The organism is Agrobacterium sp. CCNWLW155, from assembly GCF_036888815.1.
Taxonomy (GTDB): domain Bacteria; phylum Pseudomonadota; class Alphaproteobacteria; order Rhizobiales; family Rhizobiaceae; genus Agrobacterium; species Agrobacterium radiobacter.
The window spans coordinates 226735-253622 of record NZ_JBAKFW010000005.1; the positions used below are offsets into that span (position 1 = coordinate 226735).

The window sequence follows — 26888 nt, forward strand, 5'->3', positions numbered from 1 at the left end:
AGGGATGCGGGTCGACGATAACCGGTGACAAAGCGCCGATACTTTTCGATACAGTTTCGCAGTTTCCGGAAACATGCCGGATACGCTGATCCATCACAAAGCTCCTATCACGAAACGCCGCAGCAGCGGCAAATGAAAGGAGCCTCCCATGACCAAGATCGAGACTGTTCTTTATACCGGCAAGACCCACACGACCGGCGGGCGTGACGGATCGGCGCAAAGCGATGATGGCGCGCTGGGCATCAAGCTCTCGCCTCCGGGCAGCGGAAAGCCGGGCACAAATCCCGAACAGCTTTTTGCAGCCGGCTGGTCGGCATGTTTTATCGGCGCCATGACAAAGGCGGCGGCGAAACGCCAGCTCCGGCTTCCCGCCGACACCGCCGTCGATGCGGAAGTCGACCTCGGCACGACGGGCGGCGAGTTCTTCCTGCAGGCTCGCCTGTCGGTAAGCCTACCCGGGATCGATCGTCCCGTAGCACAGGCCATCATCGAGGATGCCCACCAGATCTGCCCCTATTCGAAGGCAACCAGGGGGAACATCGATGTTACGCTCAAGCTCGCTTAAGCCGATTGTTTCCGCCCGTGCGTTTGTCGTCGCCATCGTGTTTGCGGCGATATTCGCAGCACCGTGCGTATATGATGCTACATCCGACGAGCCCTCGCCGCTTGCAGGACTTCTGGGCGCAGTTTCATCGATGTGACCACAAGGGAACGGCTCGGCGCCCGCCGCAGCCGTTTTCGCGTTTCAACTTCTTCCTGCCATCCCTCTGATCAACTCAAGGAAGCCTGCTTGCGACCCATGCGGCGCGCCTCCAGCGCGTTCCGCGGCGGCCAGACGAGCCGGATTTCCAACCATCTTAAACGAGGCCAGATCAATGCGATCAATTGAACACATCTATGTCGACGGTAAATTTATGGTGCCAGACGGCAATGAACGGCTGGACCTTTTCAATCCGGCAACGGAAGAAAAAATCGGCGATGTCCGGCTTGGCAACGCCGATGATGCAAGGGCCGCAGTGGCAGCCGCGAAACGCGCTTTTCCCGCCATGGCAACATCCACCAAGGCGCAGCGTATCGATATGCTGCGCAGCCTGCGCGATACGATCGCAGAGCGACCGGATGAGCTCACGCAGATCATGACCGAAGAATACGGCGCGCCCGCTTATTTCACGGCTTTCTCCGTTCAAAACGCAGCGTCGATTTTTGATGTTATGGCTGAGACCGTGGCGAACTACGACTTTGACCGGGTCGTGGGCAAAAGCACGGTCACGATGCAGCCGCGCGGCGTTCTCGCCGCCATCACGCCCTGGAACAGCAATTTCGGTTTTATCGCCACCAAGCTTGCGCATGCAATCGGTTCCGGCTCGTCCCTTGTCATCAAGCCGGCCGAACAGAGTGCGTTTCAGACGGATATTCTGGTGAGAAGGCTGCATCAGGCCGGCCTGCCGGCAGGGGTTTTCAACATTGTCAACGGCACGGGTCCGGTGGTCGGTGCGGCGCTGACGCAGGATCCCGACGTTGCGACCATCAGTTTCACCGGTTCCACCCAAGCTGCAAAGATCATTCAACGCGCGGCTATCGACGGCATGAAAAGAGTGGTTCTGGAGCTGGGAGGAAAAGCACCCACCATTATCCTGCCGGATGCCGACCTCGACAAGGCCATACCTGTCGCCCTGATGTCGGGCTTTGCAAACAGCGGCCAGGCCTGCGTCGCGGGTACCCGCATCCTGGCTCCGCGGTCCCGTCTCCCCGAGATTGCCGAGCGGTTGAGGATGGCGGCTGAAAAATTCAAAGTTGGCGATCCCCGTGATCCGGAGGTTCGGGTAGGCCCTCTCGCCAGCCTTGCCCAGTGGGAGAGGACTCAGACTTACATCCGGCTTGGTGTCGAAGAAGGAGCAACCCTGCTGACAGGCGGAACCGGACGACCGGCCGGGATTGAAAAAGGATGGTTCGCCCGCCCGACAATCTTCGCAGATGTCACGAACGAAATGCGCATCGCCCGCGAAGAAATCTTTGGTCCCGTCCTGTGTCTTCTCGCCTATGAGGACGAAGATGAGGCCGTCGAAATCGCCAATGATAGCGACTACGGATTGCAGGCCTATGTGCTTGGATCCGATCTCAGACGTGCCGAACACATCGCCGCAAGGCTAATGGCCGGCCGCGTCGTCATCAACGGCGCCCCGCATGATCCTCGCGCGCCCTTCGGCGGTTTCAAGCAATCCGGTATCGGCAGGGAGATTGGTGCCTTCGGTCTCGACGGCATGCTCGAACCGCGAGCCGTTCTAACCCCGTAACGCGAGAAGTCTGCAGCGCCGGTCCCGGCGCACTCTCCGTTCTGCTTCAGGCCGACTTTGTATCCAGAAGTGTCAGCCGTGCGAAAACCGACGTTTGGTGACGCAACAGCAGGTCGAAAAAAACAGCCGGGATACGATCAACATCTACCTGTTTCGGACGCGAAATGGTCGCGGAACAAACCGATATGGAGAGAAATATGACCGACGTCCTTCACCCTGCAAAAGACGGACACAACACGGCGATTGTCCTTGGGTCTGCAATGGCCGTGTTGATGGCCTTCACCCCTGCCTTGGCAGTTGAGACTGTCAAACCACCCCAATCCGAAACCACCTCTGCCGACGACAGCATTCGGCCGTTCCAGGTTCATGTCGATCAGTCGCAGATTGACGACCTCAAGGCGAGGATCAGGAATGCGCGCTGGCCGGATAAGGAAACCGTTGGCGATATTTCCCAGGGCATCCAGCTGGCGCGGGTTCAGGATCTCGTCCGATATTGGGGCAGCGACTATGACTGGCGAAATGCCGAGAAAGAACTCAACGCCTTGCCGCAGTTCATCACCACGATCGACGGCGTCGACATCCACTTCATTCATGTCCGCTCACGCCATCCCAACGCCTTGCCTGTCATCCTCACCCACGGCTGGCCGGGTTCAATCTTCGAGTTCACAAAAGTCATCGGCCCGTTGACGGACCCGACCGCTTATGGCGGCAAAGCCGAAGACGCGTTCGACGTGATCATTCCCTCCATCCCCGGCTATGGTTTTTCAGGCCATCCGACCGATCTGGGCTGGGGACCGGACCGTGTTGCGCGCGCCTGGGACACCCTTGTGAAGCGCCTCGGCTACGCGCGCTATGTTTCCCAAGGCGGCGATCATGGTTCGGTCATTTCCGATGCGCTTGCCCGGCAGGCGCCAAAGGGTCTGCTCGGCATCCATCTCAATATGCCGGCCACCGTTCCCGCTACGCTCATGAAAGCCATCAACAGCGGTGATCCGGCCCCTGCGGACCTGTCTGCGCAGGAACGAAATGCCTATGACTCGCTCAAAGAGTTTTTCGGCAGGAACGCTGCCTATGGCGCAATGATGGTCACAAGACCGCAGACGATCGGCTATTCCTTGTCGGATTCACCTGTCGGTCTTGCATCCTTCATCTACGAGAAATTCGCGCAATGGAGCGACAGCAATGGCGAGCCCGAAAGCGTGCTTTCCAGGGATGAAATGCTCAACGACATCACGCTCTACTGGTTGACCAACAGCGGCGCGTCCGGCGCGCGTTTCTATTGGGAAAACAACAACAACAACTTCAGCGCGGACGCCCAGAAGACCAGGGACATCAAGATCCCCGTCGGCATCACCGTTTTCCCAAAGGAAATCTATCAGGCTCCGGAGAGCTGGAGCAGGCAGGCCTATCCATCGCTGACCTATTATCATCAGGTCGATCATGGCGGACATTTCGCCGCCTGGGAGCAGCCCGGGATTTTCTCAAGAGAGCTTCGTGACGCTTTCAGAAAGCTGCGCTGAGAGACGTCATTCTGGAAGCGCGGTTCCCGGACCGCGCTTCACCACATCCTCGTGTTGCTGTCCGATTTAACGCTTGGGCGTTTCTGCACCAAAAAAGCCGTCGCTCGACACCAATCGAGGAACGGCTTTTTCCTTATCTGAGGCCAGAAGATTTCAGGCCGCAACCGCGACACGTTCCGCCATCCACTGATCCAGCGCAGATCGCAGCATTGATCCGGACACGGCGTCCGTGGAGGCGATCCTGATCAGGTATTTTGCGGCGTCAACGGCTATCGAGCAGCCGATCGGCAGGCGGTTCTCTGCGCAGAACTCATTCAAAACCCTGCGGATCGACAGAAGCGACACTGCGTTGGTCATCTCGGATCTCCATCATGAATAACGATATTGCGTCACTTGATGGAGAAGCGTTGTGTCGAGAGTTTTCCACCGAAACCGAAAACGGTACCTCGATGTAGTCAGACTGGTTGCTGATACAATAAGCTACCGTCGAGGACGGCGATCGCATCGATCAGTCCTGAAATTTCGTTTCGTCGCTCGACGGCTCCGGGTTCGCGTCGATCCGGTTTTCCGCCTCGGCCTGCGGGGACAGAGGAAGCTCCAGCTGAATATCCTCCATCTCGGGCAGGCTTGCGATGCCGTCACGAAGGGCAAGGTCTTCATAAGATGGTTTGAACGGCATCGGAATCTCCTTCCGCGCGAGAAATTGGCCGCCATCCGCTTTTTCCGGCGGCGGCCGTTTCCGGTGATCAGCTCTTCACAAAGGCCAGCAGATCCGGATTGATGACATCGGCATGGGTGGTCAGCATGCCGTGCGGATACCCCTTATACACCTTCAGCGTACCATTCTTCAGCAGTTTGACCGACAATTCGGCAGAATCTGCGATCGGCACGACCTGGTCGTCATCGCCGTGGAGAACGAGCGTCGGCACCGTGATCGCCTTCAGGTCTTCCGTCTGATCGGTTTCCGAGAAGGCCTTGACGCCGTCATAATGGGCCTTGGCGCTACCCATCATGCCCTGACGCCACCAGTTCTGGATGACACCGGGATAGACTTTGGCATCCGGACGGTTGAAGCCGTAGAACGGACCGGTCGGCACGTCGAGGAAGAACTGCGCGCGGTTTTCGGCCACGCCCTTGCGGAAGCTGTCGAAGACTTCGATCGGCAGGCCGCCGGGATTGGAAGGCGTCTTCAGCATCAGCGGCGGAACGGCGGAGACGAGCACGGCCTTGGCAACGCGGCCCTGCGGTTCGCCGAATTTGGCGACGTAACGCGCGACCTCTCCGCCGCCGGTCGAGTGGCCAATGTGAACCGCATTCCTGAGATCGAGATGTTCGGCAACGGCGGATGCATCGGCGGCATAATGATCCATGTCGTGGCCGTCGCTCACCTGCTGGGAACGGCCGTGGCCGCGACGGTCATGGGCCACGACGCGGTAACCGTTCTGGGCGAAGAACAGCATCTGCGCGTCCCAGTCGTCGGAGGACAAAGGCCAGCCGTGATGGAAGACGATCGGCTGGGCATCCTTCGGACCCCAGTCCTTGAAATAGATATCGACGCCGTCCTTGGTCTTTACGAATGATCCGGTCATTGGAAATGCTCCTTCGTTGCGGGATGGGATGGATTTTGAAAAGGCTGTTGATGGCATGGCCATCGCGGTGGAAAGAGCGGCGCCGGCCAGCAGAACATGCCGTCTGGAAATTGCGAGCTCGATAGGATTGTCGGTCATTTCGGTTTCCTGCCTGGTTTCAGCGGGCGCGGCGGGTGGTTTCAAACAGGAACCAGGTGCGGCGCTCGGTCTCGTCGATCCAGTTTTCGATCAGGCTGGTGGTGGCGTGGTCGTTGAGGTCGGAGGTGAGGCTGTGCGTTTGCCGCAGGATGGCGGTAAGCTGCTTGTTGTCCTCACGCAGTTCGGCAAGCATATCCTCCGGCGTGACGAAGTCGGCGTCATTATCAAGGAGACGCTGGAGGCGGCCGATATGGCCGATGGAGCGGATGGTCGTGCCGCCGATCTTGCGCGCCCTTTCGGCAATGTCGTCGGTCATCGCAAAGATCTGGGCGCCCTGTTCGTCCAGCAGCGTGTGATAATCACGGAAATGCGGACCGGAAACATGCCAGTGGAAATTCTTGGTCTTGATGTAGAGCGTGAAGACATCCGCCAGCAGCGCGGTCAGCGCAGCGGCGATGTCGCGGCTCGCTTCAGCGCCAAGGTCGGTCGGCGTTGCGAGTGGAAGCTTGCGGTTTTTGGCGGCTGTGGTCGTGTCCATGATCGTTCTCCTTTTGCAATCGACCGCCCGTTGTTGAGCGCCCCTGTTGCGGCTGTCTGATCGGCACCGAGGATAGAAAGAAGGATGGCTCGGGAGAAATCGGCTGCTGGTCCAGTCCACCCGATACCTAAGTGTAGTTTCGGCAATTTCGAACCCGGGATAGTTTTCACCTGTCGCCCCGCCCCAGGGCGATTGGCTCGCAGAAGCCATCGTCTCCGGTGTCCCCCTCCCCCGGAGCTGCGGATCTCCTCCCGATCCGCCAAGGCCGCCCCCGCCGCAGGAGGCGGCCTTTTTTTCGTTTCGGCCTCGGACCTGCAGGCAACCTATGCCTGAGTATTATGTTTACTCTTTCGCCGTTGCGTTAGCCTCAGCGGGCACGACAATCGTCAATCTGCAAAATCGAAGGAATTCCAACATGGCGGAAGAACGGCCCGAAGGTATTGAAAAATACGATCACCCAGCCGGCGGCTGGGATGCATTGAAAGCCGTTGCGAAAACGCTCGCGCACCAGCAGATCGTCGCGCAGGGCACGATGACGCTGCTCAAGGCCAATCAGCCCGAAGGTTTCGACTGTCCCGGCTGCGCCTGGCCCGACCCCAAACACACCTCATCCTTTGAGTTCTGCGAAAACGGCGCCAAGGCCATCACCTGGGAATCGACGGCGAAACGATCCGGACCCGAATTTTTCGCCCAGCATACGGTTTCCGAACTGTGGCAATGGACGGATCACAAGCTGGAGGATGCCGGCCGGCTGACCCTTCCCCTGCATTACAATGCCGAAAGCGATCGCTATGAGCCAATCGCATGGGACGACGCCTTCAATCTGATCGCGCAGGAACTCAACAAGCTCGACGACCCCGACAAGGCGGAATTTTATACATCCGGCCGGGCGTCCAACGAGGCCGCCTTTCTCTATCAGCTTTTCGTGCGCGCCTATGGGACGAACAATTTCCCTGATTGTTCCAACATGTGCCACGAGGCCACCAGCGTCGGCCTTCCGAAATCCATCGGCGTCGGCAAAGGCACGGTGACGCTGGAGGATTTCGATCATGCCGATGCGATCTTCAGCTTCGGCCACAATCCCGGCACCAACCATCCGCGCATGATGACGACGCTGCATAATGCCGCAAAACGCGGCGTGCCGATCGTGGTCTTCAATCCGCTGAAGGAACGGGCGCTGGAACGCTTCGCCGCGCCACAGGACCCGATAGAAATGGCGACGCTCTCTTCGACGCCCATCGCCTCCGCCTACCATCAACTGCGCACCGGCGGCGATCTCGCAGCCCTCAAGGGCATCATGAAAGCGGTGTTCGAACTGGATGCGGAAAACCAGAAGGCGGGTGGTGCCGGTGTGCTCGACCGAACCTTCATCGAAGAACACACCGACGGTCTCGACGCACTGCGCGCCGACATCGACGCTACCTCCTGGGACACCATCTGCTCCGTCAGCGGGCTGACGAAGGAGGCGCTTGAAAGCGCTGCCCGGATTTATGTGAACGCCTCCAATGTCATCATCTGTTACGGCATGGGCATCACGCAGCACGCCAAGGGCACGGGCAACGTGCAGCAGATCGCAAATCTCCTGCTGCTGCGCGGTAATATGGGCCGCCCAGGTGCGGGAATAGCGCCCATTCGCGGCCACTCCAACGTACAGGGCGACCGCACCGTCGGCATCACCGAAATCCCGAACAAGGCGCTGCTGGACGGCATGGAGCGCGCATTCGGTTTTCGTCCCCCTGCGGAAAAAGGCCACAATGCCATAGAGGCCGTCGAGGCGATCATCGCCGGCGAGTCCCGGGCACTGATCTGTCTTGGCGGAAACCTCGCCGTCGCCATGTCGGATACCGGCGCGACCTTCAAGGGCATGCGCAACCTCGATCTTGCCGTTCACATCGCAACAAAACTCAACCGCTCGCACCTTCTGACAGCGAAGATATCGCTGATCCTGCCCTGCCTTGGACGCACCGATCTGGATACCCAGTCCTCGGGCCCGCAGGCCGTGACAGTCGAGGATTCGATGTCGATGGTGCATGCCTCTCGCGGTTTCCTGAACCCGCCCGGGGAGCTGGTCAGGTCGGAGCCGGCCATCATCGCGGGCATCGCCAGGGCGACAATCGGCAGCCGCCATGGAATAGACTGGGATTGGCTGATTGCCGATTACGACCGCGTCCGCGACAAGATCGAAGAGGTCTTTCCCGATTTCAGGGATTTCAACAGCCGGGTTCGGATAAAAGGCGGCTTTCGCCTTGATGTCGCGGCCTCGTTCCGCCGCTGGAACACGCAAAGTGGCAAGGCCAATTTCCTTGTCGCCACGGGGCTTGAAGAAGATCCGCTCATCTCCAATCCGGAAGCCCTCGTGCTGACCACGATCCGCAGCCACGATCAGTACAATACGACGATCTATGGCATGGATGACCGTTATCGCGGCGTCTTCGGCCGAAGGGACATCATCTTCATGAACCGGCACGACCTTGCGGAGCGCGGCCTGAAGGATGGTGATCGCATCGATATTCACGGCATCGGCCCAGAAAATAAAGACCGACACCTCGTTCAGGGTTTCACCGCCGTCGAATACAATATCCCGAAGGGGTCGGCCGCAGGCTATTATCCGGAAATGAATGCGGTGGTGGCGCTCGGCCATTATGACCGCCTTTCCGGAACGCCTTCCTACAAGGGTGTCCCGATCACGGTGAGCCCGGCAGCCGCCTGACGACCGAAGGCCCGGCGCGCAACGCAGCGGTCGTTGCGCGCTCTTCTCCCCACCGTTTGGGTTGGACCTCACCTCGGGCCATCAGGCATGGCCTGTGGATGACCGGCCATATATGCGGATTTTTCGATATAGCGCCGTGCCGTTTTACCGCTATCCTGATGTTTCGACGACGGTGGCAACCAAGACCTATGTATAGGTCAGGTTGTGCTGAAAAAACCGTATTGTCGGCAAAAATCGCATCGGGGGAACAATGTCGATTGCGTCAAGGATGTTTCGCGCGCGCGAGCCGGAAGGCCGAGCCCACCATCTGGCCTTTGGCCTTGGGGCGCTGGCACTGGCGGCCGCGGTATTTTACGTCGATACCTATACCGACATAGAAGGCGCGATCGCGGTGCTCTATGTCATCACGGTCCTTTTGGCCGCGCAGACTGTAAGCTGGTCGGGACTGATCGCGATCTCCTGTGCCTGTGCAATTCTTTCCCTCCTGTCCTATGCAACGACCCACGCGCAGGATGCGGATTTCCAGTCGGCCCTTCGGTTGGTCGTCGCCCTTGCGGCACTTGCCGTCACGACCATGCTGCTTTTGAAAACGGAGACCGCCCGGCTGGCAATGCTATCCGTCAATGCGGCGCTGAAGGAAAGCGAGGAGCGTTATCGCTCCATTTTCGACCGCACGCGCGTCGCACTCTGGGAACGCGACTATTCGAAGCTTCACGCCCTGCTGATGGGCCTCAAGCAGCGGGGTATCACCGACATACGGGCCCATGCGCGCGCTAACCCGGGTTTTACGCAGCAATGCATCGATCTCATCACGGTTGTTGCGTCAAATGAAGCCGGAAAGGAAATGCTGGGTTACGATTCCTCTATCCGCGGCACCCTCCAGCAGTCGGTCGTTTCTTCGTCCGGCAAGTTCGTCGATGTCCTGCAGGCGATCATCGACAATCGGCGTGTCTTCGAAGACAAGGTGGTGGTGCGCACCGACACCGGCGAAGACAAGCTGGTGCTTCTTTCAATCAGTTTCCCCGCGGAGGCGGCCTCCTTCAACCGTGTGGTGGTCAGCATGGTGGATATCACCCAGCGCGAAATGGCGCTGAAGGCGCTGGCCGAGGCACAGGCGGAGCTGACAAAAGCCTCGAAGGCGGCAGCCGTCGGAGCCATGTCCGCATCGCTCTCCCACGAACTGAACCAGCCGCTTGGCGCCATCATCGTCAATGCGCAGACATTGCTGCGGTGGCTCGATCGCGATCCGCCGGATATTGCCGCCGCCCGCCGCTCGGCCGAACGCATGATCCGCGACGGGCAGCGCGCCAGTGAAATCATCCAGAACACGCGCAGCCTGCTCGCCCATACGAGCGGCAAGATGGAAACCTTCGACCTCGATGAGTTCATCGATGAAACGCTAAGTCTTCTCGAACATGAGCTGGAACGCAGCGGAACCACGGTGCACGTGGAAAAAACGGCCACACCACCGATAACAGCCGTCAGGATCGAATTGCAGCAGGTCCTGATCAACCTTCTCACCAATGCCATTCAGGCCATGGACGAGGCGGGCACCGGCAATCGCACCATCACGGTGCGGAAGGAACGCGAAGACGGGGACAATATTCATATTGCGGTTCACGACAATGGGCCGGGTTTCCCGGTGCAGATGAAGGAAAAGCTGTTTTCGCCGTTTTTCACGACCAAGGAGACGGGAATGGGCATGGGGCTTTCCATCTGCCGCACGACACTGGAAGCACGGGGCGGCAGGCTTACCGGCGACAATCATCCTCTCGGCGGGGCGGTCTTTACCATTTCCATGCCGATCAGCCAGGAGATGGAACATGCCTGAGCCACGCAAGACGACAAAGGAGCCGCCGTCACCCATCGTGTTCATCGTCGACGACGATGTGTCGATGCGCGAGGCGCTCACCGATCTTTTCCGCTCCATGAAGTTCGATGCCGAAGCTTTCGACAGCGCCGCCGCCTTTCTTGAAAAAGCCAATCTGAACCGGCCCGGCTGCCTGCTGCTTGATGTGCGGCTTCCGGGCATAAGCGGTCTTGATTTCCAGATGCAGCTGGAACGCGTCGGCAACCGGATGCCGATCATTTTCATGACCGGCTTCGGCGATATCCCGATGAGCGTGCGGGCGATGAAGGCCGGCGCTGTCGATTTTCTGACCAAGCCCTTCAAGGAACAGGACATTCTGGACGCCGTCGCGGCCGCGATGGAGCGGGATGCGTCGAGACGACGCGAAAGCGCCCAGAACGAGGCCGTCACCTCACTTGCCGAACAGCTGACGCCAAGGGAACGCGAGGTCATGGGCGCCGTTGTCCGCGGCCTGATGAACAAGCAGATCGCCTACGAGCTCGGCATCAGCGAAGTCACCGTGAAACTGCACCGGGGCAATGTCATGCGCAAAATGGAAGCGAGATCGGTTGCCGACCTCGTGCGGAAAGCGGAGCTGATCGGCGAGAAGCTCAGGCCACCTGTATCTTAGTATGGTATCTTTGAGAGCGGCATGGGCGCATAGAGAAAGAAAGAAAAACAGAAAAGGTCGCTTTCATTGCCCCCCGTTCCCGTCATTGCCGTCGTCGACGACGATCCCGCCATTCGCGAAGCCATGGATGATCTCATCATGTCCTTCGGTTACGAATGCCGCCTGTTTGTTTCTGCCGAACAATTCCTGGAATCGAAGCAGCAGGCGGACATCGACTGCATCGTCGTGGATGTCAAAATGCCCGGTCTTTCCGGCATCGAGTTGCAGAGCGAGCTGAACAGGCGCGGCAACCACCCGCCGATGATCTTCGTCACCTCCTATCAGGATGAGCGCACCCGGAATGCGGCCTTGAACGGCGGCGCTTTGGCCTTTCTCGGCAAGCCGGTCAATATCGTCAGTCTGATCGGATGCCTGGAATCCGTTCTCGCCCGGCCGTCCTGACGGTTGACGCTTCGCCACCGAGCGGGCGAGCCAGCCTATATCCGCTCGCAGACAAGCCTTCCATCGCTCTGCTTGCATCTCTTCCAAGTGAAATCCGTCGCTATTTCATGCTCCGACGCCTGGCGTCCGGGCAGGCATTGCCATTGAGCGGATGCCTCTGGGCGCTTATCCCGCCGCCAACACCTTCCGCTATACGAACTAGACCTCTGTATAGATGCCGGCTCCGCTTCTCCGCCGTAGCCTTTGCTCCAGTCAAGCGCTTCCCCTCCGAACGTTCCTGACGACACCATCACCCTTTTTAGGAGCAGGGCATGACCTCCATCAGCAAGAATGCGGACGAGCAGAGACCCCGTCGTCTCAAAGTCGCAGCGGTGTTGGCACTGGGTACGGTTGCCGTGCTCGGTGGCAATGCTTTCCTGATCAGGAATGGCGAACCGGCGCTTGCGGCCTCCGAAGACGTCGCATCAGCCAGCGCCTTCCGCACCCTCACACCACAGGCGATCGACAGGCTGGGCGGACTTTCCGCTCCCGCGCCGACGCTCAGTGAAACGTCCAAAGGCGCACAGGCTGTTCCGGCACTGGACAAGACATCCTGCGTCGCCACCCGCGCCGCCCAGAAAACGGACCGGCACGACGCGCTCGATCCCAAGGCCTTCTGCCAGCTGCAGCACCGCCTCTTCAATGCCGAGCTGATCGACCGCATCGCCGTGCTCCAGCTCGCATCACAGACCCGCTCCATCGACACCTCGTCCCAACTCGCCATGAACAAGGAGTTCTGAAATGGAAACATTGACCAGACGCGCAGTCCTCGCAATCGGCGCCGTCGGCGGCACCGCCCTTGCCGCCAGCACGGCCGGGGCAGCCTCTTTCGGCAATCCCGACCAGCCCGCCGAGGGAGCAATCAACGCCAATGCCGCGGGTCTCAGCGATCCCGGCCCGAAGAACCCTGCGATCAACGATCAGTTTCCATCCTTCCAGAGCCCGCCGGCGACCGATGTGGGCGACATGCAGCTCTTCTGGGGCTCGTTCAACAACGCCGCCAAGCGTATCCAGAACGGCGGATGGGCACGTCAGGTGACCAAATCGGACTTCGCGATTTCGGATGCCGTGTCCGGCGTCAACATGCGGCTCGGACCGGGCGGCGTTCGTGAGATGCACTGGCACCGTGCCGCAGAATGGGCGATCATGACCAATGGCCGTTGCCGCATCACGGTGCTCGATACGCAGGGCCGCGCCTATGTGCAGGATGTCGAGGCCGGTGATCTCTGGTATTTTCCGGCCGGCTACCCCCATTCGCTGCAGGGACTTGGCCCTGAAGGGTGCGAATTCGTCATCGTGTTCGACGAAGGCGACCAGTCCGAATATGGCACCCTGCTTCTGACGGACTGGCTGGCGCATACCTCACCCGAACTGCTGGCCAAGAATTTCGGCGTCGCGCAGGACGTGTTCCGGAACATTCCGCTGCAGAACCTCTGGATTTTCCAGGGCAAGGAGCCGGGACCGCTCTCCAGGGATCAGGAAGCCGTTGCCAGCGCGGGACTTCCCCCATTCCCGTTCACCTACAAACTCGCTGCATCAAAACCACTGAAGGAAAATGCTGCCGGGGTCATTCGCCTTGCGGATAGCAGCGCCTTTACCGTGTCCAAAACTATCGCCGCCGCCATCGAAACGATCAAGCCCGGCGGTGTGCGCGAAATGCACTGGCATCCCAATGCGGACGAATGGCAATACTGGATCAAGGGTGAAGGCCGAATGACCGTGTTCGACGCGGGGCCGCGCAGCCAGACCGCCGATTTCCGCGCCGGCGATATCGGTTACGTGAAAAGAAGCCAGGGCCACATCATCGAAAATACCGGGAAGACCGACCTGCAATTCGTCGCGGTCTTCAAGACCGCCGAATACCAGGAGGTCAGCCTGTCCTCCTGGCTGACGCATACCCCACCGGCGCTGGTGGCCCAGCACCTCAACTTCAGCATCGAGGATGTGGCAAAATTTCCCGCAAACCAGCCGGCGATCATGCCGGGCTGAACATCCTGTCCGCCCATTGACCGGCGTTTCGGCATGTCCGATCCGCCGGTCTTTTCTCACTGAGACAAGGCGCGACGCCGCAAAACCAATATCGAAAGACAGGAACGGCCATGAAACCATTGACAATCTGCATCGCCGGCGGCTCGCTTGCCGGTCTTTTCACGGCGATATTGCTGCAGCAGGACGGGCACGATGTGAAAGTCTACGAGCGCTCCTCGTCCGGCCTCGGCGGGCGTGGTGCAGGACTGGTGCCGCAGCAGGACCTGTTCGAGGTTCTGGACCAGATCGGCTGCGAAGACGTCACCCATGTCGGTGTGGTTGCGAAGGAGCGCATCTACCTCGATGCTGGCGGCCGCGTGGCCCAGCGCCAGAAGACGCCGCAGATGCAGATTTCATGGGACTATCTCTTTGAGCGCGTGTCCTCCCGCCTCCTCGCCGATACCTATCGTCTGGGACACCATGTCGACGCGGTTAGGGAAGGCCCTGATGGAGTGATGCTGTCCTTCGCCGACGGCACGGAAGAGCGCGCTGATCTGGTGATCGGCGCGGATGGCTTGGGTTCGGCAATCCGCAAGGCGGTCAATCGCCATTCGGAAAACGCCTTTGCGGGTTATGTCGCCTGGCGCGGGCTGATACCCGAAACCAGATTACCGGCCGATGCGTCCCTGCTGCTCGACCGCTTCGCTTTTTACATCACACCCGGAATTCATGTTCTGGGTTACCTCGTGCCGGGGCCACTTGGTGAGACACAACAGGGACAGCGCCGTTACAACTGGGTGTGGTATCGTCCTACACCAGCTGATGAGCTTGGCCGAACCTTCACCGGCCGCGACGGCAGGCATTTCGAATATTCGCTACCCCGTGGCGAACTGACTGAGCAGCGCCGCGAGCAACTGCGCAGGGACGCGTCCTCCCTTCTGCCGCCACAATTGGCGCTTGCGGTGGAAGCGGAGGAAAACCCATCGATCCAGGGCATTTTCGACTATAAGGCTGAACAGATGGTGTCGCCGCGCATGGCGCTGGTCGGAGATGCCGCCTTTGTGGTTCGCCCTCACACCGCGATGGGCGTTTCCAAGGCCGCGGGTGACGCAATGGCGCTGCGCGACGCCCTGCGGCAAACGGACGATCTGCCCACCGCCCTTTCACGATATCAGAGAAGCCGCCTGCCGGTGGGCAAGGCAATTGCAGCCTATGGGCGGCGGCTTGCCGAAACCGCCATCTGAACACGGGTCAAAAATCAGGGACGGTCCTGTCTTGCTTCACCCCATCTTTGCGCTACGCTTGCGATCAGGGATTTCTCAATGGAGGGACTGAGGAATGTGCAACCATTGCGTGATCGAGAACGTGAAAAAGAACATGCTGTCACGACGCCTGCTGTTCAAGGGCGCCGTGGCCGGTGTAACGGCGGTGGCGGCAGGCAGCCTCGCGGCTCCGGTGCTTGCGCAAACACCCGGACGGGTCATCGATCTCACCCACACCTATGATTCCGCATTTCCCACCTTCGACGGCAAACCGGGCATAGAATACGAATGGGCAGCTGATATCACCAAGGACGGTTATCAGCTCCACAAGCTCACCATCTACGAACATACTGGCACACATATCGATGCACCGTTCCACTTCAGCGCCGACGGCGCGAGCGTCGATCAGCTGGAGCCGCAGAAACTTGTCGCGCCGCTGGTCATCATCGACATCACCGACCGCGCAAAAGAGGATGCCAATTCCACCATCGAGGCTGAAGACATCGAGCGCTGGATATCTGCAAATGGCGATATCCCGGCAGGCGCGATCGTCGCCCTGCGCTCCGGCTGGGCAACCAGAGTGAAGAGCCCTTCATTCCGCACCGACGACGCCGGAAAATTCGCCTTTCCCGGTTTCGGCAAGTCGGCAACCGACCTTCTGCTCAAGCGCGACACGGTCGCGATCGGCGTCGACACGCTTTCGCTGGATCCGGGCAACTCTGCCGATTTCGCCGTTCACAATTCCTGGCTTCCGGCCGGGCGCTACGGTATCGAAGGCCTCAACAACCTAGAGGCTTTGCCGGTCAAGGGCGCAACCGTCGTCGTCGGCGCGCCGGCACATCGTGGTGGAACCGGCGGTCCGGCCCGGATTCTGGCCCTGGTCTGAAAGCAGCATGGCGGGCGGCCCGGATGCACCAGCGGCTCACCTGCTGCATCAGATAAAGCCGCTCCGAATCCGCCGCGGTTGTTCGGGAAAAGGCGGGGCGAAACATCGCCCCGCGCCTGACAGGAAGAATGCCGGGCGGCGGCATCGCTGAGAACATATCCCCTTGCCGCAAAACCTCCGCACGGGAGAGTTTCAAGAGATAATCAACGCCCGGATTGCCGGTTAGAGAGTGCTCAGCCGCACCACCGTCATTTTTCCCAGTTCGACCAGTGGTCGTCACGTCAAGGCCCTTCCCCATCCCAGCCAGTTCAAGGCTAAGCAGAAATGTCTTCCGGCTCTCCGTGGCGCGACGCAGGCACCCCGCATGTATGGCGGCCTGCCCCGGTCGGGCTGACACGATCTGCATTGGCTGGCCTTTGCATGAGGTGCCGTGCTGCATGGTCATTACCAGCGAATGAAGGTCAACACAAAGTATGATCCACTATATGGACCTTGTAGATGCGCAAATAAACTGCACAAATCCGTCTATTTACTGTTGATTTCACAAATATTCCTGTGTATCCCGGATACATGGTTTTGTAGTGGTCCATATTGTGGAGGCAATATACCGATACATTCAGACTTTTGGAGGGGTCTGGCCAGTCTGGCAACAACAGCTATCCTGATGTCGCGGTCGTGGCATGGACATCCTGTTTTGCTGACATCTTATTGCGAAGGTTGTTCTGTGGGAGAGGAGGCCCCGATGACCATGACCGCAGACGCGAATGACGACGTATTTGTACTCGATGGCGAACTGTTGCACACCGGACCGGTAACGGGCTCGTGGTTCATGCGCCCCATCGAGGCCGTGGCGGCCGTGCTGCTGGCGGTGATGATCGGCCTGCTTCTGCTGGGCGTGACGTCACGTTATGCCCTGCATCTGCCGATTGTCTGGATCGATGAAACGGCGTCCTTGTGCTTCCTGTGGTTTGCCATGCTGGGCGCGGCGATTTCCATCGATCGCAGTGAACATCTGCGCCTGACGCTGTTTCTCAACATGTTCCCGCAACGTGTTCTGGGCTATATCAATTCGCTGGCGCTGGTGCTGGTGGCGACATTTCTTGCAGCAATCATCAAGCCCGCCATGGAATACGCCATCGAGGAATGGGTGGTCACGTCAGCGGCGCTGAATATTCCGATGTCGTTTCGCGCTGCGGCGCTGCCGGTCGGCGCCTGTCTCATGCTGCTTCTGGTACTCAACAATCTTTTCCGGCGGGAAAAGCTGCGCGATATCATCACGGCCCTTGTAACCGTCGCGGTTGCCTCCGGCCTGCTCTATCTGGCATCGCCGATGCTGGAATCCCTCGGCAATTTTAATCTGGCGATCTTCCTCGGCCTGTTCGTTGCGGTATTTCTGGTGCTGGGCGTGCCGATTGCCTTCTGCTTCGGCCTTGGAACCCTCGCCTATCTGACCTTCACCACCTGGGTCCCGACCATTGTGATGATCGGGCGCATGGACGAGGGCATGTCCGGCATCATTCTGCTGTCAGTGCCGGTCTTCGTGCTGCTGGGCTGCGTGCTCGATGCCACCGGCATGGGCAGGGCGATTGTCGAGCTTCTGTCCTCGATGTTCGGCCATATCAGGGCGGGCATGTCCTATGTGCTGCTCGGTTCGCTGTTTCTCGTCTCCGGCATTTCCGGCTCCAAGGTTTCCGATATGGCAACCGTTGCACCGGCGCTTTTTCCGGAAATGAAGCGCCGTGGCCACAAGCCCAAGGAAATGATCGCGCTTCTGGCCACCGGTGCCGCCATGGCCGATACGGTTCCGCCCTCCATCGTGCTGATCGTCCTGGGGTCGGCGGCCGGTGTGTCGATTGCCGGTCTCTTCACCTCCGGTTTCATGATTGCCATGGTGCTGCTTCTGGTGCTGGCCGTTCTGGCCCGCTGGAAGGCGCGGCATGAAAACATGGAAGGTGCAAAGCGCACCCCCTGGCCGCTGGTGGGCAAGGCAGCCCTGATTGCCGCCCCGGCGCTCGTTCTGCCCTTCCTCATCCGCAGCCTGGTGGGCGGCGGTGTCGCCACGGCAACCGAAGTGTCCACTATCGCCGTGCTCTACGCCATGATCATCGGCGCGGTGCTTTATGGCGGCATCAGCCTCAAGAAGCTCTATTCCATGCTGGTGGAGACGGCGGCCCTTTCCGGGGCGATCCTGCTGATCCTCGGCTGTGCATCGGCCATGGCCTGGGGGCTGACACAGAGCGGCTTTGCTTTCCAGCTGACCGCGATGATTACCGATCTTCCGGGCGGCTGGATGACCTATATGGTCGTGTCGATCCTGATCTTCATGATCCTTGGCTGCGTCCTGGAAGGACTGCCGGCGATCGTTCTGCTCGCGCCGATCATGTTCCCGATCGCCCGCACGCTTGGCATCAATGACATCCATTATTCCATGGTCGTGGTGGTTGCCATGAATATCGGCCTTATGGCGCCGCCCATCGGCATCGGCTTCTATATCGCCTGCAAGATCGGCAACGTCTCGCCGGATGAAGCCATGGGCGCCATCTGGCCCTATCTTGCGGCCATGGTCATCGGCCTGCTGCTGATTGCCGCAATCCCCGGCTTTTCGACCATTCTGCTCTAAGACCGTGGCGGGTCCACCCGCCACGCCGATGAATGATGCATGCTTTATTTTGGGAGGAGAAAGCAATGAATATCAACAGACGTACCATACTCGCCGGCGCCGGTTCCGCCGTTCTGGCCACAGCCTTCGTGTCGCGCGCCCGCGCTGCCCAGTACAATTATAAATATGCCAACAATCTGCCTGCCGCGCACCCGATGAACATTCGCGCCAAGGAGGCCGCTGACCGGATCGCCAAGGAAACCGACGGTCAGGTGATGATCAATATCTTCCCCAGCAGCCAGTTGGGCGCGGATACGGACGTGCTGAGCCAGGTGCGCTCGGGAGGCGTTGAATTCTTCACGCTGTCGCCGCTGATCCTGTCCACGCTGGTGCCGAACGCCTCCATCAGCGGCATCGGTTTCGCGTTCCCGAACTATGATTCCGTATGGGCGGCCATGGATGGCGACCTCGGCAAATATGTACGCGGCGAAATTGCCAAGCAGAACCTCGTTGCCATGGACACCATCTGGGATAACGGCTTCCGCCAGATCACCAGCGCTTCCAAGCCCATCGCCACGCCGGCCGATCTCGAAAGCTTCAAGATCCGCGTGCCAGTGAGCCCGCTCTGGACCTCTATGTTCAAGGCGTTCAAGTCTGCCCCTGCCTCGATCAATTTCGCCGAGGTCTATACTGCACTGCAGACCGGCGTGGTCGATGGCCAGGAAAATCCGCTGGCGATCATTTCCACCGCAAAGCTGTTCGAAGTGCAGAAATTCTGCTCGGTCACCAATCACATGTGGGACGGGTTCTGGTTCCTGGCCAACAAGCGCGCCTGGGAGCGTTTGCCGGATGACCTGCGCGCCATCGTCGCCAAAAACCTCAACCAGTCGGGCAAGGATGAACGCGCCGATGTGGCGAAGCTCAATGCCTCGGTCAAGGAAGATCTGATTTCCAAGGGCATGACCTTCAACGACACGGATGCGACACTTTTCCGCGCCGCGCTGAAAGAGGCAGGCTTCTATTCCGAGTGGAAAGGCAAATACGGCGATGAAGCCTGGGCCATTCTTGAAAAGGCCGTTGGTGCAAGCCTGACCTGACCGGTCCGTTGAGTAACTGGCCCCGCCCGTAGCGGGGCCAACCCGACTATGTCTGACGATTGGAATGGAGACTGCTTTGACAGGTCGCCTGACGGGAAAACGCGCGCTTGTGTTTGGCGCAGGATCATCGGGGCCGGGTTTTGGCAACGGCAAGGCTGCGGCCGTGCAATTTGCCCGCGAAGGCGCGCGCGTAGCCTGTGTCGACCTCTCCGCTGACGCAGCCGAAGAGACGGCTGAGATCATTCGCGGCGAAGGCTTGGAGGCTATTGCGGTTGCCGCCGATGTCACGGAACTACAGTCCGTATCGGCCACCGTTGACCGCACCTGCGAGGCCTTTGGTGGCATCGATATTCTGCACAATAATGTCGGCGTGACCCATATGGGCGGGCCGGTTGAGCTGGATGAGGAAAGCTTTCGCGCCTCGGTCGATCTCAATATCGGCTCCGTTTATCGCACCTCCAAGGCTGTGTTGCCGGTGATGTTGGCGCAGGGCGGCGGGGCCATTATCAATATCTCGTCGCTCGCCTCCATTCGCTGGACCGGCTATCCCTATTTTGCCTATTACGCCATGAAGGCAGCTGTAAATCAGGCGACTGTGGCGCTGGCCATGCAATATGCTCGGCAGGGCATTCGCGCCAATTGCATTCTTCCGGGAATGATCGACACCCCACTGATCTACAAGCAGATCAGCAATCAATATGCGTCTGTCGAGGAGATGGTGGCGGCGCGCAATGCGGCTGTCCCGGTGGGTCGCATGGGCGATGCCTTCGATATTGCCCGCGCCGCCGTTTTTCTCGCATCTGATGAGGCTAAGTTCATCACTGGCGTCTGTTTGCCGGTCGATGGCGGGCAAAGCTGTGCGGTGGGGGCGTTTTCCTGAGATGGCAGCAACAACAACGATCCCGGTTGAAAAAGATCTGACGGGCGCGCGTGCGGTGGACCGGGCTCTGGCGCTGCTCTCCATGGTCGGGAGGCACGCGGAACGCGGCGTGGCGCTTTCGGTCATCGTGACAGAAAGCGGACTGAACAAACCCACGGCCCGCCGCCTGCTGCTGGCTCTGATCCGCGCCGGGCTTGTGGAGCAGGATGAGGAAACGCGGCGTTATTACCTCGGCGAAGAAACCTATGTGCTGGGCAGCCTGTCATCGCGCCGGTTTGGCCTTCTTCAAATGGCGCAGGACGGCCTGACGCGCATTTCCCGCCGCTCGGAGGATTCGAGCTTCCTTTCCGTGCGCCGAGATACATTTGCCCTGTGCCTTTACCGCGAAGAAGGCACCTGGCCGGTGCGCACCCATGCACTTCAGGCCGGTTTCGAACACCCCTTGGGTATTGGTGCGGGTTCGCTCGCCATGCTGGCGGCGCTGCCAGACGCCGAGGTGGAAAGTATCATTGCGGCCAATAGCGGGCTGATTGCCGCTAATTATCCCGGCATAACGCTTGAGGGCCTGCGCCGTGATGTCGAGTTGACGAGAGCCAATGGCTATTCGCTCAACCCCGGCCTGATCCTTTCTAATTCCTGGGGTATTGGCGTTGCCATCCGCGCGCCTGATGGCGCTGTGGCGGGAGCGCTGAGCATTGCCGCTGTGGACAGCCGCATGCGGCCGGAGCGCCAGCCGGAACTGGCAGCGCTGCTGCGCGAGGAAGTAACCCGCATCGAGACACGCATTGCAGAAATGATGGCCAGCCGCGCCCGCACGCGCGGTGAAGGCGACACGAAACGGCAAACGAGGAGAACGAGCAAATGAGCAAAGCGCAGATCGTCGGCTGGGCGCATTCGCCTTTCGGCAAGTCGGCCCTTGAAAATACCGAGCAACTGATGGCTTCGGTCGTGGCGCCGACCATAGACCATGCTGGCGTCGATGTCAGCGATATCGACGGCATTTTCGTCGGCGTGATGAACAATGGCTTCTCGAAACAGGATTTTCAGGGCGCCCTGGTAGCGATGGGCGATGAGCGCCTCGCCTATACGCCGGCAGTGCGTTTCGAGAATGCCTGCTCAACAGGATCGGCCGCCCTCTACAGCGCCATGGACTTCATCGAAGCCGGGCGCGGCCGCATCGCACTCGTTGTCGGCGCCGAAAAAATGACGGCGCTGCCGACCGCAGAGGTGGGCGAAATCCTGCTTTCCGCCTGTTACCGTGCGGAGGAGGCCAATATTCCCGGCGGGTTTGCCGGCCAGTTCGGCCGCATCGCACAGGCATATTTTCAACGTTATGGCGACCGCTCGGAAGAGCTGGCGATGATTGCCGCAAAGAACCACGCCAATGGCGCGGTCAATCCCTATGCCCATATGCGCAAGGATTTCGGCTTCGATTTCTGCAATACGGTTTCGGACAAGAACCCCTACGTCGCAGGCCCGCTGCGCCGCACCGACTGCTCGCTGATTTCTGATGGCGCTGCCGCGATCATTTTGGCCGACGAGGAAACGGCAGCCACACTCAACCGAGCCATCGGTTTCCGGGGCCGCAAGCATGTCAACGACATCATGGCATTGAGCCGTCGCGATCCGTTGGCCTTCGAAGGCGCGCGCCGCGCCTGGGCCGGCTCGCTGGAACTTGCCGGAGCAACGCTCGACGACCTCTCTTTCGTTGAAACGCACGACTGCTTCACCATCGCTGAACTTATCGAATATGAGGCCATGGGGCTTGCGAAGCCCGGTGAAGGATATCGCGTTGTCCAGGATGGAACGGCCCTGAAGACCGGACGCCTGCCAATCAACCCATCGGGTGGATTGAAATCGAAAGGTCATCCCGTCGGGGCGACCGGCGTTTCCATGCATGTCATGGCGGCGATGCAATTGATGGGCGAGGCAGGCGACATGCAAATTCCCAATGCCTCGCTGGCTGGCGTGTTCAACATGGGTGGCACGGCGGTTGCCAATTACGTCTCGATCATGGAGCGTGTGAAATGACGATGCAAAGTGCCGTACAGCATCCCGCGGGCGGGGTTGCGCCGTCCACCACGCGGGTGATGAACCTCTCGCATTTCCTGACGCAGGCGGCACGCCGCAACCCGGACCATATCGGTTTCGTCTGGGGTGAAAAGACTTGGAGCTGGGCTCAAATGGAAGCCCGCGTCGACGCAATGGCCCATGCGCTGGAGACTGAATTCGGCGTCAGAAAGGGGGACCGCATTCTGGTGCAGTCCTCCAACAACAACCAGATGTTCGAATCTATGTTCGCATGCTTCCGCGTGGGTGCGGTGTGGGTGCCGACCAATTACCGTCAATCGCCCGATGAAGTTGCCTATCTGGCGAAGGCCAGCGGGGCGCGCGGCATGATTTGCGCCAGCCCTTTTCCCGATCATGCAAAAGCCAGCCACGAGGCAAGCACGATCGATTTCAGCATTGCCATCGGCACGGCTGAGTTCGGTGAGGATTACGATGCCATCGTGGCCCGTCATATGGGGCACAAAGTCAAAAGCCAGGCAGTGGATCGGGATGACCCGTGTTGGTTCTTCTTCACCTCAGGCACCACCGGCCGGCCCAAGGCTGCAGTGCTTACCCATGGCCAGATGGCGTTCGTCATCACCAACCATCTCTGCGATCTGATGCCCGGCACCGGATCCGACGACGCCTCCATCGTCGTTGCCCCGCTTTCACACGGTGCGGGCATTCACCAGCTGGTGCAGGTGGCGCATGGCGCGAAAACCGTGCTTCCGGCGGCGGAAAAGCTCGATGTGCCCGCCGTCTGGGCGCTGATCGAAAAATGGCGTATCACCAACGCCTTCACTGTACCGACCATCCTTAAAATGCTCGTCGAAGACCCCTCTGTGGATCGTTTCGATCACTCCTCACTGCGCTATGTCATCTATGCCGGCGCGCCGATGTATCGCGCGGACCAGAAGCGCGCGCTTGCAAAGCTCGGCCCGGTGCTGGTGCAATATTTCGGCCTGGGTGAAGTCACCGGTAACATCACCGTGCTGCCGCCTTCTTTTCATAACGCCGAGGACGGTCCGGAAACGCGCATCGGCACCTGCGGCTTCGACCGCACCGGCATGGAAGTGCAGATCCAGAACGATGCGGGCGAGGAAGTTGACGCAGGCGAAACCGGCGAAATTTGTGTAATCGGTCCCGCCGTTTTCGCCGGCTACTACGATAATCCCGAGGCAAATGCCAAAGCCTTCCGCAATGGCTGGTTCCGCACGGGCGACCTTGGTCATCGCGATGAGAACGGCTTCCTCTACATCACCGGGCGCGCCTCCGACATGTATATTTCCGGCGGCTCGAACATCTATCCGCGTGAAATCGAGGAAAAAATCCTCATGCATCCTGACATCAGCGAGACTGCGGTTCTGGGTGTGCCGGACGCGGTGTGGGGCGAGGTCGGTGTGGCCGTGTGCGTGGCCCGCGAGGGCGCGGATATCGCCGCCATCGATCTGAAGGCCTATCTGGAAGGCAAGATGGCCCGCTACAAGCTGCCGAAATCAGTGGTGTTCTGGGATGCCATGCCGAAATCCGCCTACGGCAAGATCACCAAGAAAATGATCCGCGAGGAACTGGAGAAACGCGGTCAGATGCCGGCTTTCGAAGAAAAGCGGACAGCCTGACAGGCGTGACATTCAATCGGGAGGAGACGGTATGACACAAGAGAAAACAGGGACAAAAGGGGCCGTCGCGATCACCGGCGGTGCATCCGGCATCGGCTTTTCCACCGCGCAGCTCCTGATGGCGCGCGGCTGGCAGCCATGGTTGCTGGATCTCAAGCGCGAGGCGCTGGATATAGCCTGCGAAAAGCTCGGTATCGATCTCTCGCGCGGCATCGTCTGCAACGTTGCGAACGAGGCATCGATAGAGAAGGCTTTCGCCGCCCTGACGGCAGGCGGCGCCGATCATGCGGTTGATCTGGTGGCCGTCGTCAACAGCGCCGGCATCGGTATCGACAAACTGTCCGTCGACACCAGCGTCGAAGAATTTCGCCGTATCGTTGACGTCAATCTCGTCGGCAGCTTCGCGGTAGCGCGCACTGCCGCACGTTATTGGCTGGACCGCGATATTGCCGGCTCGATCGTCAATATCAGCTCTGTTTCCGGCATGTGCGGAAATCGTGGCCGTAGCGCCTATGGCGCTTCGAAAGGCGGCGTCAATCTTCTGACGATGGTGATGGCAAACGAGCTGGGACAATCGGGCATTCGCGTCAATGCGATTGCTCCCGGTCCGGTCGATACCCCGCTGACCCAGGCGGTTCATACGGAAAATGTCCGCAACCAATGGCATAGCCGCGTTCCCATGCATCGCTATGGCAGGACGGACGAGATCGCCTCTGCCGTGGCTTTCCTCGTGTCAGATGACGCAAGCTACATCAACGGACAGGTGCTTGCCGTGGATGGCGGCTTCATTACCGCCGGGCTCGCGGTATGACGGAGACAGGCACGCAAGAGCTCCCCCGTCGCATCGTCCATCCCGGACCGGTAACGCCCGAACGTTTTCGCGCCGTCGGCTGCCACGCCTATCCTGTTACTCTGACGGTCCGGTCCGGCGTAAGCGCCAACGAAGCGATTGCCGATGCCTTTGCGGAGTTGGGGTTCGAAGGTGGTTACGTCAGACTGAAGAACGTACCGATGAAACGGTTGCAATATGTCATGCCGGCAGCCGCACCGGATGACGCACATGCCGCATGGTATAGCGAAACCTTTTCCATGCCGGGTGGCACAATCATCAATGCCGGCCTTCATATGGGCCGGCGCGATAGTGCGCCGTTTCTGCATTGCCATGGTTCATGGAAGAGTGCCGACGGCGTTGTCTCCATGGGGCATCTGCTGCCTTTCGAGACCGAATTTGCTGTAGAAACAACGCTTGAAGCTCTGGCGCTAGATGGAGCGATCCTCGATGTGCAAAAGGATGAGGAAACCAACTTCCCCCTTTTTACACCCATCGCGCAACAGCGCCACCAAAAGGGTTCGGGTCTTCGGGCGCTTTTATGCACAGTGCGCCCCAATACCGATATATGCACGGCACTTGAAGAGGTCTCTACCCAGTTTGGCCTGCGAGAAGCCGAAGTCAATGGAATTGGCAGCCTGGTCGGTGCGGATTATGAAGACGGAACAAGCCTCAACGCCTACGCGAGCGAAATCCTCATAAACAAGGGCCGTATCGGCCCGGCCGCGTCGGGAGACCGACAAGCAAAGCTGGATATTGCGATGGTGGACCTCACCACACATATCAGCGGCGGGCGGCTGGTGCGCGGCAAGAACCCGGTCTGCGTCACTTTCGAGCTACTTCTGACCGAAAGACAGGGGCACGCCGCATGAGTTGCGCTGCGCAACTCAACGGCCAGCATCACCGCAAATCACGCCGCCTGCGGTTTTTCCGCAGGCAACCATTCTTCCAGAGTCACTTCAAACGTCATGCAAACCGGGTTGGCTCCGGCGATGAAGGGACCGCCATAAACCGAACCTTCGGTATCGGCGACGACGCCGGTCAACGCGGCACGCAAAGAGCCATCGGGCTGGGCGCGCACTTCACCGGCGATGGAGACGATTTCAACGGCGGGACCGCGTATCTGCAAGAACGCGCCGCTGCGCGTGCCGAGGCACGCATCGACCAGACTACCCAGCGCACCGCGCACGAAGGCATTTCGAAAACCTTCGGCAAGACACAGTTTCTCGACGCCGAGCACAAGGTCTTCATTGGGCGCGATGCGGGCATAGGCCACACGGCCCATGGAGCCAGATTCGACAGTGTTAGGCGTGTTCATCGGCGCGCTCCGTACGGTTCTTTGGTTGAAGAAGGGGAATATTGGTTTCAGGGTCGAAGGACTGCTGCAGCACGAAACTGTCGAGTGAGGTCACCAGGGCGGCAACGCCGCTTTCGCCGACAATACAGGATTCAGTCAGCAAATGGCCGCCTTTGACCACACCCGCCGCGGTGCGCATAGCGGCATGGCAATGGACGATCGGCTCTCCCTTCATGCTGCGCCCCAGCGTGGCATTGCCGAAGACAAGCCAGGCAGCACCGGCGTTGATGGGCTTCGTATAGGCAATGACCGCCCTGCCGGAAGGGTCGGGCGGGGCTACGCAATAGGACAATATGTCAAAATAGCCGCCGAGAATGGTGAGCGAGGCATTCTCAATGCCATTTTCGAAAAGCGGCCGCACGATGCCATCGTAAAGGCTACGCCCCGGCGCGAGGAACAGCCGCACATGGCGCGCAGATGGCGAGCGAAGGCTGTTGATGCGCACCGGCGCGGAAATGCCGGGATGGATGAGCGTTCTCGGCCTTGGAAAATGTTGCTGCTCTATCGATGCCACGCCTGCTCCTCCCTGCTGCCTGTACCTTGCAGTACGGTACTCAAATATCAGCCGAAGGTGCTTCCGAATGACACCACCA

At 59.7% G+C, this 26888-nt stretch carries 25 protein-coding genes; 19 read left to right on the forward strand and 6 right to left on the reverse strand.

Going from position 1 to position 26888, the window contains the following annotated elements; all coding sequences use genetic code 11:
- Positions 1-148 precede the first annotated feature (148 nt).
- From V6S97_RS17095 to V6S97_RS17085, 3 genes are all read left to right on the forward strand, one after another.
- Positions 149-565, forward strand: a complete 417-nt coding sequence (locus tag V6S97_RS17095; protein WP_060726459.1) for an organic hydroperoxide resistance protein — start codon at positions 149-151, stop codon at positions 563-565.
- A 310-nt stretch (positions 566-875) separates the two neighbouring features.
- A complete protein-coding gene (locus V6S97_RS17090; RefSeq protein WP_111829468.1) occupies positions 876-2294 on the forward strand; it encodes an aldehyde dehydrogenase family protein in 1419 nt (472 codons plus the stop codon).
- 197 nt (positions 2295-2491) lie between these two features.
- Positions 2492-3814 (forward strand): epoxide hydrolase family protein, encoded by a 1323-nt coding sequence (locus tag V6S97_RS17085; RefSeq protein ID WP_111829469.1) that lies wholly within the window; start codon positions 2492-2494, stop codon positions 3812-3814.
- 153 nt (positions 3815-3967) lie between these two features.
- Here V6S97_RS17085 and V6S97_RS17080 read toward each other — a convergent pair whose 3' ends face one another.
- The 4 genes from V6S97_RS17080 to V6S97_RS17065 form a co-directional block, all read right to left on the reverse strand.
- Positions 3968-4171, reverse strand: coding sequence for a hypothetical protein (locus tag V6S97_RS17080; RefSeq protein WP_003508314.1), 204 nt, complete (start codon positions 4169-4171; stop codon positions 3968-3970).
- Between the two features lie 151 nt (positions 4172-4322).
- Positions 4323-4493, reverse strand: a complete 171-nt coding sequence (locus V6S97_RS17075; protein ID WP_003508313.1) for a hypothetical protein — start codon at positions 4491-4493, stop codon at positions 4323-4325.
- Positions 4494-4560: 67 nt separating this feature from the next.
- A complete protein-coding gene (locus V6S97_RS17070) occupies positions 4561-5541 on the reverse strand; it encodes an alpha/beta fold hydrolase (protein ID WP_060723818.1) in 981 nt (326 codons plus the stop codon).
- A gap of 19 nt (positions 5542-5560) precedes the next feature.
- Positions 5561-6079 (reverse strand): Dps family protein, encoded by a 519-nt coding sequence (locus tag V6S97_RS17065; protein WP_060723817.1) that lies wholly within the window; start codon positions 6077-6079, stop codon positions 5561-5563.
- Positions 6080-6494: 415 nt separating this feature from the next.
- Here V6S97_RS17065 and V6S97_RS17060 point away from each other — a divergent pair, with 415 nt between their 5' ends.
- The 16 genes from V6S97_RS17060 to V6S97_RS16985 all read left to right on the forward strand — a co-directional run bounded on the left by V6S97_RS17060 (position 6495) and on the right by V6S97_RS16985 (position 25810).
- A complete protein-coding gene (locus V6S97_RS17060; protein WP_111829471.1) occupies positions 6495-8789 on the forward strand; it encodes an FdhF/YdeP family oxidoreductase in 2295 nt (764 codons plus the stop codon).
- Positions 8790-9039: 250 nt separating this feature from the next.
- Entirely contained in the window at positions 9040-10620 is a 1581-nt protein-coding gene (locus V6S97_RS17055; protein WP_111829472.1) for a PAS domain-containing sensor histidine kinase, read from the forward strand.
- Entirely contained in the window at positions 10613-11269 is a 657-nt protein-coding gene (locus V6S97_RS17050; protein ID WP_003508308.1) for a response regulator transcription factor, read from the forward strand. The genes V6S97_RS17055 and V6S97_RS17050 overlap by 8 nt, the downstream gene beginning before the upstream one ends.
- A 66-nt stretch (positions 11270-11335) precedes the next feature.
- Positions 11336-11710 carry a response regulator transcription factor gene (locus tag V6S97_RS17045; protein ID WP_003508307.1) on the forward strand — a complete coding sequence of 125 codons (375 nt, stop codon included), beginning with the start codon at positions 11336-11338 and terminating at the stop codon, positions 11708-11710.
- 311 nt (positions 11711-12021) lie between these two features.
- Positions 12022-12489: a hypothetical protein gene (locus tag V6S97_RS17040; RefSeq protein WP_087745436.1), complete on the forward strand. Its 468-nt coding sequence runs from the start codon at positions 12022-12024 to the stop codon at positions 12487-12489.
- A gap of 1 nt (position 12490) precedes the next feature.
- Positions 12491-13738 (forward strand): oxalate decarboxylase family bicupin, encoded by a 1248-nt coding sequence (locus V6S97_RS17035; protein WP_112278181.1) that lies wholly within the window; start codon positions 12491-12493, stop codon positions 13736-13738.
- A gap of 110 nt (positions 13739-13848) precedes the next feature.
- The gene (locus V6S97_RS17030; RefSeq protein ID WP_087745440.1) at positions 13849-14961 is read left to right on the forward strand and encodes an FAD binding domain-containing protein; all 1113 of its coding nucleotides are present in this window, start codon (positions 13849-13851) and stop codon (positions 14959-14961) included.
- 94 nt (positions 14962-15055) lie between these two features.
- Positions 15056-15865, forward strand: coding sequence for a cyclase family protein (locus V6S97_RS17025; RefSeq protein WP_003508279.1), 810 nt, complete (start codon positions 15056-15058; stop codon positions 15863-15865).
- A gap of 742 nt (positions 15866-16607) precedes the next feature.
- Complete coding sequence (locus V6S97_RS17020) at positions 16608-18485, forward strand: TRAP transporter large permease (RefSeq protein ID WP_112278178.1); 1878 nt, start codon at positions 16608-16610, stop codon at positions 18483-18485.
- A gap of 65 nt (positions 18486-18550) precedes the next feature.
- Positions 18551-19561 (forward strand): TRAP transporter substrate-binding protein, encoded by a 1011-nt coding sequence (locus V6S97_RS17015; RefSeq protein ID WP_060726470.1) that lies wholly within the window; start codon positions 18551-18553, stop codon positions 19559-19561.
- Positions 19562-19637: 76 nt separating this feature from the next.
- Entirely contained in the window at positions 19638-20441 is an 804-nt protein-coding gene (locus tag V6S97_RS17010) for an SDR family NAD(P)-dependent oxidoreductase (protein WP_162266699.1), read from the forward strand.
- A 1-nt stretch (position 20442) separates the two neighbouring features.
- Positions 20443-21306, forward strand: coding sequence for an IclR family transcriptional regulator (locus tag V6S97_RS17005; RefSeq protein ID WP_060726472.1), 864 nt, complete (start codon positions 20443-20445; stop codon positions 21304-21306).
- Complete coding sequence (locus tag V6S97_RS17000) at positions 21303-22472, forward strand: acetyl-CoA acetyltransferase (protein ID WP_060726473.1); 1170 nt, start codon at positions 21303-21305, stop codon at positions 22470-22472. The genes V6S97_RS17005 and V6S97_RS17000 overlap by 4 nt, the downstream gene beginning before the upstream one ends.
- A complete protein-coding gene (locus V6S97_RS16995; protein ID WP_112278177.1) occupies positions 22469-24109 on the forward strand; it encodes an acyl-CoA synthetase in 1641 nt (546 codons plus the stop codon). The genes V6S97_RS17000 and V6S97_RS16995 overlap by 4 nt, the downstream gene beginning before the upstream one ends.
- A 31-nt stretch (positions 24110-24140) precedes the next feature.
- Positions 24141-24920, forward strand: a complete 780-nt coding sequence (locus V6S97_RS16990) for an SDR family NAD(P)-dependent oxidoreductase (protein ID WP_060726475.1) — start codon at positions 24141-24143, stop codon at positions 24918-24920.
- Positions 24917-25810, forward strand: coding sequence for a PCC domain-containing protein (locus V6S97_RS16985; protein ID WP_080864998.1), 894 nt, complete (start codon positions 24917-24919; stop codon positions 25808-25810). The genes V6S97_RS16990 and V6S97_RS16985 overlap by 4 nt, the downstream gene beginning before the upstream one ends.
- 38 nt (positions 25811-25848) lie before the next feature.
- Here the strand turns inward: V6S97_RS16985 and V6S97_RS16980 are convergent, their stop codons facing one another.
- Both V6S97_RS16980 and V6S97_RS16975 read right to left on the reverse strand, forming a co-directional pair.
- The gene (locus tag V6S97_RS16980) at positions 25849-26256 is read right to left on the reverse strand and encodes a PPC domain-containing DNA-binding protein (protein WP_060726477.1); all 408 of its coding nucleotides are present in this window, start codon (positions 26254-26256) and stop codon (positions 25849-25851) included.
- Positions 26243-26809, reverse strand: a complete 567-nt coding sequence (locus tag V6S97_RS16975; protein WP_060726478.1) for a hypothetical protein — start codon at positions 26807-26809, stop codon at positions 26243-26245. The genes V6S97_RS16980 and V6S97_RS16975 overlap by 14 nt, the downstream gene beginning before the upstream one ends.
- Between the last annotated feature and the right edge of the window lie 79 nt (positions 26810-26888).